Annotated in this window: 13 protein-coding genes and 1 pseudogene; 6 read left to right on the top strand and 8 right to left on the bottom strand. The window is 72.9% G+C overall.

Annotated elements, in window-relative coordinates; translation table 11 throughout:
* Window positions 1-72: 72 nt before the first annotated feature.
* From ACFP3V_RS26275 to ACFP3V_RS26245, 7 genes and pseudogenes are all read right to left on the bottom strand, one after another.
* The gene (locus ACFP3V_RS26275; RefSeq protein ID WP_380588337.1) at window positions 73-690 is read right to left on the bottom strand and encodes a copper chaperone PCu(A)C; all 618 of its coding nucleotides are present in this window, start codon (window positions 688-690) and stop codon (window positions 73-75) included.
* A 1-nt stretch (window position 691) separates the two neighbouring features.
* A complete protein-coding gene (locus ACFP3V_RS26270) occupies window positions 692-1,429 on the bottom strand; it encodes a hypothetical protein (RefSeq protein WP_380588335.1) in 738 nt (245 codons plus the stop codon).
* Between the two features lie 142 nt (window positions 1,430-1,571).
* Entirely contained in the window at window positions 1,572-2,585 is a 1,014-nt protein-coding gene (locus ACFP3V_RS26265; protein ID WP_380588332.1) for a cation diffusion facilitator family transporter, read from the bottom strand.
* A 62-nt stretch (window positions 2,586-2,647) separates the two neighbouring features.
* Window positions 2,648-2,983, bottom strand: a complete 336-nt coding sequence (locus ACFP3V_RS26260; RefSeq protein ID WP_380588444.1) for a 2Fe-2S iron-sulfur cluster-binding protein — start codon at window positions 2,981-2,983, stop codon at window positions 2,648-2,650.
* A gap of 561 nt (window positions 2,984-3,544) precedes the next feature.
* A pseudogene (locus tag ACFP3V_RS26255) lies at window positions 3,545-4,435 on the bottom strand (metal-dependent hydrolase); the annotation flags it as partial.
* A 27-nt stretch (window positions 4,436-4,462) separates the two neighbouring features.
* Complete coding sequence (locus ACFP3V_RS26250) at window positions 4,463-6,241, bottom strand: SDR family oxidoreductase (RefSeq protein WP_380588329.1); 1,779 nt, start codon at window positions 6,239-6,241, stop codon at window positions 4,463-4,465.
* Complete coding sequence (locus tag ACFP3V_RS26245; RefSeq protein WP_380588326.1) at window positions 6,238-6,441, bottom strand: hypothetical protein; 204 nt, start codon at window positions 6,439-6,441, stop codon at window positions 6,238-6,240. Before ACFP3V_RS26245 ends, ACFP3V_RS26250 begins: the two co-directional genes overlap by 4 nt.
* Before the next feature lie 120 nt (window positions 6,442-6,561).
* On the opposite strand from ACFP3V_RS26245, the gene ACFP3V_RS26240 reads away from it, so the two are divergent.
* The 6 genes from ACFP3V_RS26240 (at window position 6,562) to ACFP3V_RS26215 (ending at window position 13,174) form a co-directional block, all read left to right on the top strand.
* Window positions 6,562-7,440 carry an alpha/beta fold hydrolase gene (locus ACFP3V_RS26240; RefSeq protein WP_380588323.1) on the top strand — a complete coding sequence of 293 codons (879 nt, stop codon included), beginning with the start codon at window positions 6,562-6,564 and terminating at the stop codon, window positions 7,438-7,440.
* Between the two features lie 5 nt (window positions 7,441-7,445).
* The gene (locus ACFP3V_RS26235; protein WP_380588320.1) at window positions 7,446-7,862 is read left to right on the top strand and encodes a DUF3052 domain-containing protein; all 417 of its coding nucleotides are present in this window, start codon (window positions 7,446-7,448) and stop codon (window positions 7,860-7,862) included.
* A gap of 102 nt (window positions 7,863-7,964) precedes the next feature.
* Window positions 7,965-8,372 (top strand): MerR family transcriptional regulator, encoded by a 408-nt coding sequence (locus ACFP3V_RS26230; RefSeq protein ID WP_380588317.1) that lies wholly within the window; start codon window positions 7,965-7,967, stop codon window positions 8,370-8,372.
* Window positions 8,369-9,394 (top strand): aldo/keto reductase, encoded by a 1,026-nt coding sequence (locus ACFP3V_RS26225; RefSeq protein ID WP_380588315.1) that lies wholly within the window; start codon window positions 8,369-8,371, stop codon window positions 9,392-9,394. Before ACFP3V_RS26230 ends, ACFP3V_RS26225 begins: the two co-directional genes overlap by 4 nt.
* Before the next feature lie 637 nt (window positions 9,395-10,031).
* Entirely contained in the window at window positions 10,032-11,864 is a 1,833-nt protein-coding gene (locus ACFP3V_RS26220; protein WP_380588312.1) for an adenylyl cyclase, read from the top strand.
* Window positions 11,865-11,944: 80 nt separating this feature from the next.
* Window positions 11,945-13,174, top strand: a complete 1,230-nt coding sequence (locus ACFP3V_RS26215) for a DUF6986 family protein (protein ID WP_380588309.1) — start codon at window positions 11,945-11,947, stop codon at window positions 13,172-13,174.
* A 16-nt stretch (window positions 13,175-13,190) separates the two neighbouring features.
* Here ACFP3V_RS26215 and ACFP3V_RS26210 read toward each other — a convergent pair.
* Window positions 13,191-14,044 (bottom strand): hypothetical protein (locus ACFP3V_RS26210; protein WP_380588306.1); only part of this gene is annotated, 854 nt, incomplete at its 5' end.

Below are 14,044 nucleotides of genomic sequence, written 5' to 3'. Positions count from 1 at the left end.
CGGTGCGTCACGTAGGCATGACCGCTTCGGGACAGAGGCTTTATGCAAACGTTGCCGGGAAGCGGGCCGCGGTCACTCCGGAGGGAGCCGGTCCATGTACTTCATGGCGTGCATGACGTCCTCGACCGTGAGGCTGTCGGCCGGTCCGACCGGGGCCCACACGTGGACCGTGCCCGACTCGGCGAAGCTGAGGTCGAGTTGGATGGTGTCGTGCAGCTTGGGCACCCGCTTGAGCTGGGTGAGCGCGATCCGGTAGCCGCCCGGCCTCAGGTCCACCGAGCCGTCGGCGGGCACCGTGATCCAGGGCTGCGCCACGCCCTTGGCGTCCTGCAGCGAGACGGACCCGGCCCACGGGGTGCTGACGCTGACCAGCCGGTCGGCGGTGCCGCCGCTGTTGCGGATGGTGACGTAGGCGTAGACCGGGCCGGCGGTCGAGCCGCTCGCCGGCGGGGTCAGGTACGGGTCGCGCATGCCCACCTTGGCGGGGGCCGCGGCGCCGGCCTCGCTCGGCGCGCTCCGGCCCCAGAGGAGGAGCACGAGGGCGAGGAGCAGCAGCAGCGGCGCCTGGAGCAGCAGCAGCCGCCGCCGCGTCAGCACCCGCGCACGGGGCGCGGGCGCGGCGGCCAGCGCCTCCAGTTCGGCGAGCTCGCGCTCCTCGTCCTCGGGCCCGTGCCCCTCCGCTGACGCCATGTCAGTAGCCGCTGGGCCAGGTGAAGTTCTTGAAGGCGACGTCCTGGCCGACGTCCAGCTGGACGTCCTCCTTGTTCTTCAGCTGGATGTCCCGGGGGTCGCCGGTGTACTTCTTGCCGTCCACGTAGACCGTGACGGCGCCCTTGTCCGGGCCCACCTGGGAGCCGCTGAGCGGCTGCTTCCAGACGTCGAAGAAGTTGCCCAGGGTGTAGATGTGCTCGTTGGGCGACTCGACGTGGAGGATGCCGGACTCGTCGTGGGTGTGCAGGTAGTAGAAGGCGCTGCCGCCGCCGACGAAGGAGCTGCCGTCGTCCGCGCTCTGCAGGCTGTACGGGGGCACGATGCCGACGCCGTAGGGGATCTTCTTCTCCACGCCGTTCACGAAGACCGTGAGGTGCGTGTGGATGTGGTAGTCCGTCTTCTCCATGGAGTTGGACTTGACCACGCCGTCGACGTCCTCGCCGGTGGCCTGGTAGGCGGTGGTGGCCAGCAGGTCCTTGCTCTTGTCGATCGAGGAGTCGCTCGCCTGCGCCTTGACCTTGTCGGCGTGCTTCTGGTCGTTCATGCTGCCGATGGCGAAGACGGCGGCGGTCGCCGCGCCGCCGATGAGCACCACGCCGCCGACGACCATGGCGATCGTGACGGTGCGCTGGCGGCGGGCCTCGGCCGCACGCTGGGCCGCGATCTTCTCCTGCGCTATGCGGCGGCGTTCGGCGTTCGACGGCTTGTTCTGGCTCATGGGTCCTCGTAGCTCCGGGCGGCATGCTGCGCCGGTCACGTTATCGGGTGATCGGCTAAGCCTTCCGTAAGTGTGCGGAGCCGATGTGAGAGCCGCCTTAACGTTGTCAAGCTTTGTCCTGGTTTGGCAGGTCACAGATTGGTCACGGCTGTTGCCGGTGAATCCTGCCGTGGGACTCCGCGCAGTGCGGGTCGCCTGCGGCGCGGCCGAGTTGGAGGGTCTCCGGCGCGGCGTGGTCCACTTGCAGGGTGGTGTGCTCGATGCCGTGGTGCTCCCGCAGGTCCTGTTCCAGGCGCAGCCGGATCGCGTGGCAGTCCTGGTCGGGGTCGACCAGCACGTGCGCGGACAGGGCGGGGTAGCCGGAGGTGATGGTCCAGATGTGCAGGTCGTGGATCTCCTGGACGCCCGGGAAGCCCACCAGCTCCCGGCCGATGGCGTCCGGATCGGTCCCCGCCGGGGCGGCCTCCAGGAAGATCCGCCAGCTCGCGCTCACCAGGCCGTAGCCGGCCTTGAGCATGAGCGCCGCGACGACCAGGGTGGCCACGGCGTCGGCGCGGTCGAAACCGGTGAGCAGGACGGCGAGTCCGGCCGCGGCGGTGGCGAGGAAGGCCCAGGCGTCGTTGAGGATGTGCTGGTAGGTCCCCTCGACATTGAGGCTGCTGCGGTTCGCCCGGGAGATCAGCCAGGCGGCCGTGATGTTGACGAGGATGCCCGCCAGTGCGGTGGCGAGCACGACCCCGCCCTGCACCTCGGGCGGGGACAGCAGTCGGCGGACCGCCTCGAAGACGAAGATCGCGGCGAGGGCGAGCAGGGTGATCCCGTTGGCCTGGGCGGAGAGGATCTCCGCCCGCTTGAAGCCGTAGGTGAGTGAGCCCTTGGCCGGCCGTGAGGCCAGGCGCATGGCGAACAGCGCGAGCACGATCGAGGCGGCGTCGGTCAGCATGTGGCCGGCGTCGGAGACGAGGGCCAGGGAGTGGGCGAGCAGGCCCACGACCACCTCGGCCACCATGAAGCCGAGGATGAGCGCCAGGGCGCCCCGCAGGAAGCGCCGGTCCGCGTCCGCGGCGACACCGTGGCTGTGGCCTTCGTGGCCGTGGCCGTGGCCATGGGCGCTGGCGTGGGCGTGGGCGTGGTCGTGCGAGTGGTCGTGGGCCATGTCTCCACGGTAGCCGATATATGAACGGTCCTTCATGCAATCCGGTGGCGGATCCGCTCCCGCTACAGGTCCAGCGTCAGCTCGCCGTCCCGGGCCCGGGACACGCAGATCAGCATTGAGTGCTCCCGCTCCCGCTCCGTCAGGATCTCGTCGCGGTGGTCGGGGACGCCGGCTAGCACCCGGACCCGGCAGGTGCCGCAGAAGCCCTGCTCGCAGGAGTAGGCGACGTCCGGCAGTTCCTCGCGCACGGCCTCCAGTACCGTCCGGTCGGCGGGCACGGTGAGCCGCTTCCCGCTCCGGCGCAGCTCCACCGTCACCTCCTCGCCCGCCGCATGCACCGTCGAGGGGTGGAACCGCTCCAGCCGCGCGTCCGGACGCACCGTCAGCACCGCGTCCATCAGCGGCTCCGGCCCGCAGACGTACACCTCGCCGTCCGCCGGCAGCAGCGCGGCCAGATCCGGCACGCCCTCGGTGTCCGTGCGCACCAGCGTCACCCGCGGGTCGTCCGCCAACTCGGCCAGGAACGGCATGCTCGCGTCCGAACGGCCGATGTAGAGCAGCCGCGCGTCGTCGCCGGAGGCCCGCAGCATCGGCAGGATCGGCGTGATCCCGATGCCGCCCGCCACGAAGAACCGGGCCGCGCCCGCGTCCCCGGACAGGGGGAAGCGGTTGCGCGGCCGGTGCGCCCGGAAGGGGACGCCCGGCTGCAGCGTCTCGTGCACCTCGCGCGAGCCGCCGCGCGAGTCCCGGGTCAGCCGGACCGCGATCCGGTACCGGTCGCGGTCCGCCGGGTCCCCGCACAGCGAGTACTGCCGCACCCGCCCCGAGGGCAGCAGCAGGTCCAGGTGCGCGCCCGGCGCCCAGGCCGGCAGTCGCGCGCCGTCCGGTGCCGCGAGCACCAACTCGGCCACGTCCTCGGCCGGTTGGCGGCGCTCGGCGACCACCAGGTGCAGCGCCTCGGTCTCCTCGGCGGCCGCCCGTGCCGCGGGGGAGGAGGCCAGGTAGGCAAGCGCCTTCGCCGTCGAGCCCTCCTGGGTCGGGTGGTAGCGGCGGCTCACGTAGCGGGGCACGGCCGAGAAGATCGCCTTCGGCGGCGGCACCAGGTCCTGCTTCGCGGCCCGGAACCAGTCCGCCCACCGGGGCTCGAGTTCCTTGCGCTGCGCGGGAGTCAGCGAGGGGTCGTGCGCGATGAAGAACTTCACCCCGCGCACCCACAGCCAGAACATGGTGGGGAACACGATCGTCATGGTGCGCAGCCGGCGGCCGAAGCCGCCGTCCAGGTGCTGGAAGACGTCGAAGGCCACCGAGCGGTGCTCGACCTCCTCCGCGCCGTGCCAGCGCAGCAGGTCCACCATGACCGGGTCCGCGCCGAAGGTCTCGAAGCCCCGGGCGTCCAGCACCCACTTGCCGAGCACCGCCGTGTAGTGCTCGATGGCGGCGATGATGGCCACCCGCTCGATCAGCCACCACTTCCTCGCCAGCGGCGGCACGGTGTCGTTCCCGAGCAGGTGCTCGAAGAACCAGTCCATCTGTTCCGTGTAGCCGGTCGGGTCCATGCCCTGGCTCAGCATGTGGTCCAGGACGGTGGAGTGCGCCTGCGAGTGCACCGCCTCCTGGCCGATGAAGCCGATGACGTCCTGGCGCAGCCGCTCGTCCCGGATCAGCGGCAGGATCTGCTTGTAGACGTCGACGAACCAGCGCTCGCCGGCCGGCAGCAGCAGGTGCAGCACGTTGATCATGTGGGTGGAGAAGGGGTCGTTCGGCACCCAGTGCAGCGGCGTGTCGCTCCAGTCGAAGCTGACCCGACGCGGCTGCAGCGGGGCGTGCTCGGTGCTGACCGTGTAGGCCACGGGGAACTCCTCGGGAACAGGCAGGAACTAACGGGGGGTCAGGTCGCGCCGCGCGATGCGGCGCAGCAGGCCGGGGGCGTAACGGCTCAGCGCCAGCCCGATCCGCGCCTCGGCGGCGACCGGGACGACCGGCCGGTCCTCGCGCACCGCGCGCAGCACCGCGTCGGCCACCCTCTCGGGCGGGAAGTTGCGCCGCCGGTAGGCGCGCTGGGCGTTCGCGGCGTAGCGCGCCTGCTCCTCGGCCGTCGCGCCCGCGTAGCGGGTGGAGCCGGCGATGTTGGTGTTGACGAAGCCGGGGCACACCGCGCTCACGCCGATGCCCTCCCCGGCCAGCTCGCCGCGCAGGCACTCGCTCAGCATCAGCACCGCCGACTTGCTCGACGCGTACGCCGACAGCGTCCGGCTGGGCAGATACGCCGCCGCCGAAGCGATGTTGACGAGGTGTCCGCCCTCACCGCGCTGCTTCATCTGCTCCCCGAACAGCCGGCAGCCGTGCACCACGCCCATCAGGTTGACGCCGAGCACCCGCTCCCAGTCCGCGGTGGTGTGGTCCAGGAACGCGCCGCCGAGGCCGATCCCGGCGTTGTTCACCACGACGTCGGGGACGCCGTGCGCCGCCTGCACCTCCTTGGCGAAGGCCTCCATCGCGGCCGCGTCCGACACGTCCACCGCGTAGGGGTACGCCTGCGGCCCGAACAGCGACGCCAACTCCGCCGTGCGTGCCGCCGACCCGCCGTCCACGTCCGCCGCCACCACGTTCGCGCCGCGCTCGGCGAACGCCAGCGCCGTGGCCCGGCCGATGCCCGAGCCCGCCCCGGTCACCACGACCAGCGTGGACGCGAACTCGGGCCGCTGCGCCTGCGCCGCCGCGTCCCGCACCTGCGCCCGTTCCAGCCCCGGCGCGGCCGGGCCGCCGTCCACGTGGGCGACGAACTCCCGTACCCAGCGCGCCAGGACGCCCTCGTGGGTCAGCGGCGCCCAGTGGCCCGCTCGCAGCTGACGCTGCCACAGGTGCGGCACGAACGGGCGTGGCGCCTGCCCGGCCAGGGCCGGCGTCACGTACAGGTCCTTCTGCGGGACCACCAGCTGCACCGGGACGTCCGTCGGCCGCTGCCGCGGACGCGACAGCCGGGGCAGCATGTTCGCCCGGTACAGCAGCATGCCGCGTACCGCGTCCGTGGGCAGTGTCGGCGACGCCTCGCCGCGCGGCACGCCCTCGACGGCCTCCAGCAGCGCCGGCCAGCTCTTGGCCAGCGCCGTCCGCCACAGCAGCGGCGGCAGCAGCGGCAGGTGGAACCAGCCGATGTACCAGGAGTGCAGCTGCTGCCGGGTCAGCTGGACCAGCCCGCGCGGGGTGGGATGGCGCAGTTTGCTGCGGAACCAGTGCCCCACGTGGTCCAGGCAGGGCCCGGACACCGAGGTGAAGGAGGCGATGCGGCCCTGCAGCGCCGTGCCGGTGACGGACTCCCAGGTCTGGATCGACCCCCAGTCGTGGGCCACCAGGTGCACCGGCCGGTCCGCCGGCGCGGCCGCGTCCAGCACCGCTCCGAGGTCGGCCTCCAGCTTGGCCAGCGTGTAGGCGGCGGTCCGCCGCGGCTTGTCCGACGCGCCGGCGCCGCGCACGTCGTACGCCACCACGTGGTGGTCCTCCGCGAGCAGTCGCGCGATCGGCCGCCAGACGGCATGGGTGTCCGGATACCCGTGCACCAGCACCACCGTCGGCCGGTCCGGAGCCGGCACGCCCCACTCGAACACCGCCAGGCGCACCCCGTCCGGTGCCGTGGCCCAGCTCTGACGCTCCGTCATGCCGCCTGCTCCCTCGTCGCCTTCGCTGCGGTCTGCATGGCCTCGTGTGCCGGTACCGCCAGCCGCCGCGCGGCCTGACGTTCCGTCACCCCGGGCTCCGGTTCGGCCGCCGCGGCCTCTGCGCACCGGCAGACGAGCCGTTGCACCACGCGGAAGCGCTTGATGTCTGCCGGGGCCCCGGGCGGGCGCTTGTGAGACATGTTGTCAACATACTGGCGAGTACGGCGGCGGCAACAGCCCCGTGCGCCGTCTTTTACAGGCTCTTGGGAGAGCCGTCGGCAGCCTCCTCACGACCGGACGATCTTTGGCAGGATGACCCCATGCCCCGCTACCTGTCCTACGACGGCGCCGAGTTGAGCTACCGCGAAGCCGGCCCCGCCGATGCCCCTGCTCTCGTGTGCCTCCCCGGCGGCCCCGGCGCGGACGTCCGCTACCTCGGCACCCTGGGCGGCCTCGACGCCTTCCTGCGCCTGGTTCTCGTCGACCAGCGGGCGACCGGCGGGTCCCCGGTCCCCGACGACCGCGCCGCCTGCGCCTTCACCGCCCAGGCCCGGGATCTGGAGGCGCTCCGCGGGCACCTGGGGGCCGAGCGGCTCGACCTCCTCGCCCACTCCGCCGGCTGCCTCACCGCCCTCGAGTACGCCGCCGCCCACCCGGACCGGGTGCGCCGCCTGATCCTGGTCACCCCGGCCGGACGCTTCGCCCGAGAGGCCGACGAGGACGAGGTCGCCGCCATCAAGGCGAGCCGGGCCGACGAGCCCTGGTACGCCGACGCGCGCGCCGCGGAAGCCGAGCTGGCCGGTCCCGACGCCGAGCGGCTGACCCCGGAGCAGCGGGGCGCAGTCCTGCTGCGCACCGTTCCCTTCGCCTGGGGCACCTGGAACGAGTCCGCCCGAGCCCTGTACCTGCAGCCCCTGACCAACGCCCCGGACTGGTACCGGGACGCCTTCTACGCCGCCGCTCCCGAGCCCGACCAGGTCCCGGCCCGACTCGCCCGCCTGGCCGCGAGCGGCGCCCGCCCCCTCGTCGTGGCCGGCGGCCTCGACGGCCTGATCGGCACCGCCCCGGCCCGCCTGGTCGCCGATCTGCTGCCGGGCAGCCGGCTGGAGGTCTTCGAGAAGGCCGGCCACCGGCTCTTCGCGGAGGAACCCGAACGCTTCGCCGCGCTGGTGCGCGACTTCCTGCAGGGCGGAGACTGACCCGCATGAGTCCCGAGCCGTCGTCCCAGCCCAGCCTCGCCGCGAAGCTCCGCATCAAGCCCGGCAGCACGCTGACCCTCCGTCACGCCCCGGACGGTTGGCGGATCCCCGGCCTCCCGGGGGACGTCGCCTCCATCTCCACCGTGGCGGAGGCGGACGTCGTCCTCGCCTTCTTCCGCGACGCGGCCACCCTGCGCCTGGAGGCTCCCGTCCTCGCGAGCGAACTCGCCGACGGCGCCTGGCTGTGGACCGCCTGGCCGCGCAAGGCGGCCGGCCACGTCTCCGACCTCGACGAGCACCTGATGCGCGAAGTCCTGCTCCCGCAGGGGCTGGTGGACATCAAGGTGGCCATGCTGGACGTGGACTGGTCGGGCCTGGCGTTCACGCGGAGGAAGGAACTCCGGGCAGGACGGAAGGACTGAGCGCGCCCGGGACGCCGCCGGTCGGCGGCCAACGCTCCGCCGTCGTCCGCGATCCCCGACTTCCTTGACCTGGAGTGCACTCCGGGTGCCAGAGTCGTCCGCATGACGGAGACGCTCCCTCCCGCCGAAGTCGTCCGGCGGTCGGGCTTCAGCCTGGACACCCTGCGCTACTACGAGCGGGTCGGCCTGCTCCACGGCATCAGCCGCAGCGCGAGCGGTCACCGCCGTTTCAGCGAGGCGGACCTGGAATGGCTGGGCGTGCTGCGCTGCCTGCGCGACACCGGAATGCCCATCGCCGAGATGTGCCGCTACGCCGCGAGCGCGCGTGAGGGCGACCGCACCCTGGCCGAGCGGCTGGCGCTGCTCACCGCGCACGAGGAGCGCGTGGAGCGGCACATCGCCGAACTCCGGGCGCAGCAGGAGCACTTGCGGGAGAAGATCGCCTGGTACCAGGAACAGCTCCGTCGTTCGGGATCCGACACGGCACCGGAAGGTGGGTCATCCGCATGACAGGACCAGGAGCAGCAACAGGAGCACGGACAGGTACCCGCACCCTGGGCCGCAGCGGCATCGAGGTGAGCGCGGTCGGAGTGGGCTGCTGGGCGATCGGCGGACCGCTGCACGCGGGCGCCGAGGAGTGGGGGTGGGGACAGGTCGACGACCAGGAGTCCATCGCCGCACTGCGGCGGGCGTTCGACCTCGGGGCGACGTTCTTCGACACCGCGAGCAACTACGGGGCCGGCCACAGCGAGGTGGTGCTGGGCCGTGCGCTGGCCGGTCACCGCCAGGAGGTGGTGATCGCTTCGAAGTGGGGCTGGACCTTCGACGAGACGACCCGTCAGGGCGGCCCCGCGGACGACAGCGCGGCCTACCTGCGCTCCTGCCTCGACGGCAGCCTGCGCCGCCTGGGCACCGACTACATCGACCTCTACCAGTTCCATGTCGGTGACGCGCCGGTGCCCGTCGCCCTCGACCTGATCGGCACCCTCGACGAACTGGTCGCGGCGGGCAAGATCAGGTCGTACGGCTGGAGCACCGACGACCCCGAGCGCGCGGAGGCGTTCGCCAAGGCCGGCGCAGGGTGCACTGCGATCCAGCACGACCACTCCGTGCTGCACGACGCGGCGGAGCTGGTGGCGGTGTGCGAGGCGCAGGGGCTCGCGAGCATCGCGCGTGGGCCGCTCGCGATGGGGCTGCTGTCCGGCAAGTACGCCGACGGCCGGCGCGTCGGGGAGCTGGACGTCCGCGGGCACGCGATCGGCGAGGGCCCGGCGTGGATGACGTACTTCGCGGGGGGAACCGGGAGTTCCCGGTGGCTCGCTCAGGTGGACGCCGTCCGCGACGTCCTCACCTCGGGCGGTCGGACCCTCGCCCAGGGAGCGCTTGCCTGGCTCCTCGCCCGCAGCCCCGCGGGCATCCCCATCCCCGGCTGCCGCACGGTGGCTCAGGTCGAGGAGAACCTGGGCGTCCTCGCCAGCGGCCCGCTGACCCCCCAGGAGTTCGCTCAGGTCGAAGCGGCCCTGCGCGGGTAGCCGGTCCCGCGGAACCCGTAAGGGCGGAGCCGCGGGACACGGCCGGGGCCCCAGCAGACTCCCTCTGGTGCGACCGGGGCGCGACCGGTCATGATCGCCCCATGCTGCTGACCACCCGAGTCCGCCGATGGTGGCGCTGGCCGGTCGCACCGCCGCCGACGGTGCCGCCTTCGGCGCCACCGACCTTCCGCTGCCCGGGCTGTGGGCGGGAAAGCCGGTCAGACGCGAGGACCTGTCCCACGTGCGACCGCCGACTCGAATGACGGGCAGGCTGCCCGCACAACCAGCGGGGGCAGGCAGCTCGCCCGCCGGGTCTTCCGGGACGTGGCCGGTCCGGCCCGGCCGCCCGCTGGGCCGGCTTCCGCGTCCCGGCGAGGGCGAGCAGCGGGGCCACGGGCGGCGATGGCGCGCAGAGCGAGCGCGGTGCAGCTTCGTGGTGGGTGATGGTGCGTGGTCGATCGAGGTGGGCGCCGCCGCCCTGACTTCTTCCAGGAGTTGAAGGCACGTCACCTCCCCATCCGTCGCTTGCCTCCATCCCATTGACGCAGTCGTCCTGACGGTGTTTCACTCCCTTCGCGAGAGCGCTCTCTGCACTCCTCGCGTCACGCGTCCTCTCACCCGCCACCCTGGGAGAGTCATGTCTGTCGCACCCAACCGCCGTGCCGTTCTTCGGAGTTCTGCCGCGCTGGCCGCTGCCGTCCCGCTCGCCGGGGCCGCCGGGGCGCTGTCCGCGGGAACGGCCGTCGCGGAGCCGTCCTCCGCCGCCGGCCGCCCGGCGTCCGGCGGCGCCGATCTCGGTCCGCAGGTCCTCGTCTTCGACCCGTCCATGGGGGACGCGGCGATCCAGGCCCAGGTGGACGCCGTCTTCCGGATCCAGGAGTCCAACCAGTTCGGCACCGAGCGCTACGCGCTCGCCTTCCGTCCCGGGACGTACAACGTCGACATCAACGTCGGCTTCTACACCCACGTGCTCGGGCTCGGCGACTCGCCCGACGACGTCGTGATCAACGGTCATGTCACCGTCGACGCCCAGTGGTTGGGCGGCAACGGCACCCAGAACTTCTGGCGTGCGGCGGAGAACCTGTGCATCGTGCCGCCGGACGGATGGGAACGCTGGGCGGTGGCCCAGGCGGGGCCGATGCGGCGGGCGCACATCAAGGGCAACATGACGCTGTGGCCGAGCCCGCCCGGCAACCGCTGGTCCTCCGGCGGCTTCCTGGCCGACAGCGTCGTCGACGGCCAGGTCGAGTCCGGGTCGCAGCAGCAGTGGCTGTCGCGCAACGACCGCTTCGGCAGCTGGACCGGCTCGAACTGGAACATGGTCTTCGTCGGCACTGAGGGCGCGCCCACGCAGCACTTCCCCAACCCGGCCTGGACGGTGGTCGACCGGACGCCGGTCGTCCGGGAGAAGCCCTTCCTCACCGTGGACGACGAGGGCGGCTACCGGGTCTTCGTGCCCTCCCTGCGTGCCGACTCCTCCGGGCCGACCTGGACGTCGGGCCGGGCGGCCGGCCACTCGCTCCCGCTGTCGCGCTTCCATGTCGCCCGGCCGGGGGACAGCGCCGAGACGATCAACCGCGCCCTGGCGCGCGGGCAGCACCTGCTGCTGACGCCGGGCGTCTACCCCCTGTCGCAGCCGCTTCGGGTGGACCGGCCCGGGACGGTGGTCCTCGGGCTCGGCCTGGCCACCCTCCAGGCCACGGACGGCAATTCGCTGGTCGAGGTGGCCGACGTGGACGGGGTGACCGTTGCCGGCGTGCTGCTCGAGGCGGCCTCCGCGGGCTCGCGTGAGCTGCTGCGCGTGGGGCGCGGACGCAGCCGGAAGAACCACGCGGCCGATCCCACCTGCCTGTTCGACGTCTACGTCCGCATCGGCGGCGCGGTGCCCGGCGGCGCCGAGGTGAGCCTGCGCATCGACAGCAACGACGTCGTCTGCGACAACCTCTGGCTTTGGCGTGCCGACCACGGCGCGGACGGGTCCGTCGGCTGGTCGGTCAACCCGGCGGGCGTCGGCTTCCTGGTGGACGGCGACCGGGTGACCGCGTACGGGCTGGCGGTGGAGCACTACCAGAACTACGAGGTGCTCTGGCGGGGCGACCACGGCCGGACCTACTTCTTCCAGAACGAGCACCCCTACGACGTGCCGACCCAGTCCGCCTGGGGGCACGGCAGCACGAAGGGGTACGCCGCGTACAAGGTCGCCGACTCGGTGACCGAGCACCACGCCTGGGGCCTGGGTAGCTACTGCTTCTTCGACCTCAACGCCGACATCTACACCGACCGGGCGTACGAGGTGCCGGACACCCCCGGGGTCGTCTTCACCGACCTGATGACGGTCTGCCTGAACGGGCCGGGCGGCGGCGGCATCCTGCACTGCATCAACGACAGCGGCGATCCGGTGCAGAACGGCTTCGGCACCTTCTACCTCGGCGGCTACAGCAACGGGGTGGCGACGCCGGGGGACCGTTGACGCCCGGGAAGCCGACCGCTAGCGTCGTTTCAACAAAGTGTTGAAGCGGTGCCGGTGGCTGATGGGGCGGGTGGTGCGTGATGGCGGAGCGGTTGACCTTCTCCGAGCGGATGCGGGCTGGGCTTGACGAGCAACTGGCCGGTGTCGACCAGGAGTTGGCCCGACGCTACCCGGGTGAGCGCGCCACCCGCCAGCCGGTGCACACGGTGTACGTGCCGGCGGACGCCTTCGACGAGGCCGCCGGTCCCGCCGGGATCGGCGCGCTGGTGGGCGACTGGGGCCGCCGGGCGCTCGCGCTGATGGACGAGCACGGCTTCCTGCCCGGCGTCGATCCGGAGGTCGAGCGCCGGGTCCGGGCCAAGCTGGAACGCGAGCCGGTCGAGGACCTGCGGATCGACTTCGAGGACGGCTACGGCCGCCGGTCCGATGCCGAGGAGGACGCCGCCGCGGTGCGCGCCGCCCGGCTGGTCGCCGCCGGGGGCACGCCGCCGTTCGTGGGCGTCCGGATCAAGTGCATGGAGGCGGCGGTCCGGGCGCGCGGGGTGCGCACCCTCGACCTCTTCCTGAGCACGCTCGCGGACTCGGGCGGCCTGCCCGACGGTCTCGTGCTCACGCTGCCCAAGGTGACCTACCCTCAGCAGGTCGCCGCCATGGCCGCGTTGCTGGCCGAGTTCGAGCGGGTGCACGGGCTGCCCGAGGGCCGGCTCGGCTTCGAGATCCAGATCGAGACTCCGCAGTCCATCCTGGGCCCGGACGGTACGGCCACGGTCGCCCGCATGATCGACGCCGCGGCGGGCCGGGCCACGGCGCTGCACTACGGCACCTTCGACTACAGCGCCTCGGTCGGCGTCAGCGCGGCGTACCAGAGTCTGGAGCATCCGGCGGCGGACCACGCCAAGGCGGTGATGCAGGTGGCCGCGGCCGGCACCGGCGTGCGGCTGTCGGACGGCTCCACCAACGTGCTGCCCGTCGGCTCGGCCCAACAGGTGCACGCCGCCTGGGAGTTGCACCACCGGCTGGTGCGGCGCTCGCTGGAGCGCGCCTACTACCAGGGCTGGGACATGCACCCCGGCCACCTGCCCACCCGGTATGCGGCGGTCTACGCCTTCTACCGCGAGGGCCTGGAGCCCGCCGCGGCCCGGCTGGCAGCCTATGTCGCCCGCCAGGAGGGCGACGTGATGGACGAGCCGGCCACCGCGAAGGCGCTCAGCGGCTACCTGCTGCGCGGGCTGGACTGCGGTGCGGTGGACCCGGAGGAGATCACCAAGGCCTCCGGCCTGGACCGGGCCGCGCTGGAGCGGCTGGCCTGACCCGGGGGACACGGCACTAGCAACCGCAGTCACAGCCGCAGTCGCAGCAATCGCAGCCGTCACAACCGTCGCAGCACTCGCAGGCCTCGCAGCAGTCGCAGTCGCAGGCGTCGCAGCAGTCCAGGTCGCTGCAGGGGCCCTGGCGGCGGCGGCCGGTGCACGGGTCCTGGTAGTCCTCGCGGCAGCAGGCCTGGCAGGTGCAGCAGAGGACGGTCCACAGGGCGCAGCCCTTGAGCGGGTGCGGGCGCTTGAAGGGCTCCGGGAAGGTCGGGACGCCTGCACCCGGGACGCCTCCGCCCGGCGCGGTGGCGTGCGCGAAGACGCGGCGGACCGCCGCGTCGGTCTCGTGCGCGAGCAGGCGGTGGACCAGGGCCCGGTCGCCGAACTCCGCGTCGGCCAGGGCGAGTCGGATGCCGTGGACCGCGTCGCGGCAGAGCCGCTCCGCCTCCGCCAGGGAGGTGCCGGTGGCGACCAGCGGGTTCCACGCGCCCGTGGCGCGGTCCTCCGCCAGGTCCTCCACGGCGTCGAGGAGGTGGGCGAGCCGCCCGAAGAGGCGGCCCACCTCGGCGAGCGGCGCCTGGTTGCCGGGGCGTCCCGCCAGGACCGCGGTGTGGGCGAGAGCGAGGGCCGTCGCCTCCTCGGTCGGGGCGGTGACCAGCAGCACGGAGGAGCCGGCGGTCGCGGCGCGCTCCAACTCGCCCTGCCGGTCCAGCAGTTCGAAGAGCAGTCCGGTGTCGAAGCCCAGCCTCTCGCCGCCCGCGCGGCTCTGCGCGCCCCAGCGGTCCGCCATCCGCCCGGCGGCGAGCGCGACGGGGCGGCGGGCGAAGGGGCCGTCGCCGTCCGCGACGTGGTCGCGCATCTTGGCCGAGG

Source organism: Streptacidiphilus monticola, from assembly GCF_042658505.1.
GTDB classification, from domain to species: Bacteria; Actinomycetota; Actinomycetes; order Streptomycetales; family Streptomycetaceae; genus Streptacidiphilus; species Streptacidiphilus monticola.
Note: the sequence above shows the minus strand (reverse complement) of the source record. Positions and strands in the feature narration are given on the sequence as shown.

Bases quoted from the DNA above. Each gene is read 5' to 3' on its own strand.
- ACFP3V_RS26275 (WP_380588337.1), bottom strand. From the start codon at position 690: ATGGCGTCAGCGGAGGGGCACGGGCCCGAGGACGAGGAGCGCGAGCTC.
- ACFP3V_RS26270 (WP_380588335.1), bottom strand. From the start codon at position 1,429: ATGAGCCAGAACAAGCCGTCGAACGCCGAACGCCGCCGCATAGCGCAG.
- ACFP3V_RS26265 (WP_380588332.1), bottom strand. From the start codon at position 2,585: ATGGCCCACGACCACTCGCACGACCACGCCCACGCCCACGCCAGCGCC.
- ACFP3V_RS26260 (WP_380588444.1), bottom strand. From the start codon at position 2,983: ATGGACGCGGTGCTGACGGTGCGTCCGGACGCGCGGCTGGAGCGGTTC.
- ACFP3V_RS26250 (WP_380588329.1), bottom strand. From the start codon at position 6,241: ATGACGGAGCGTCAGAGCTGGGCCACGGCACCGGACGGGGTGCGCCTG.
- ACFP3V_RS26245 (WP_380588326.1), bottom strand. From the start codon at position 6,441: ATGTCTCACAAGCGCCCGCCCGGGGCCCCGGCAGACATCAAGCGCTTC.
- ACFP3V_RS26240 (WP_380588323.1), top strand. From the start codon at position 6,562: ATGCCCCGCTACCTGTCCTACGACGGCGCCGAGTTGAGCTACCGCGAA.
- ACFP3V_RS26235 (WP_380588320.1), top strand. From the start codon at position 7,446: ATGAGTCCCGAGCCGTCGTCCCAGCCCAGCCTCGCCGCGAAGCTCCGC.
- ACFP3V_RS26230 (WP_380588317.1), top strand. From the start codon at position 7,965: ATGACGGAGACGCTCCCTCCCGCCGAAGTCGTCCGGCGGTCGGGCTTC.
- ACFP3V_RS26225 (WP_380588315.1), top strand. From the start codon at position 8,369: ATGACAGGACCAGGAGCAGCAACAGGAGCACGGACAGGTACCCGCACC.
- ACFP3V_RS26220 (WP_380588312.1), top strand. From the start codon at position 10,032: ATGTCTGTCGCACCCAACCGCCGTGCCGTTCTTCGGAGTTCTGCCGCG.
- ACFP3V_RS26215 (WP_380588309.1), top strand. From the start codon at position 11,945: ATGGCGGAGCGGTTGACCTTCTCCGAGCGGATGCGGGCTGGGCTTGAC.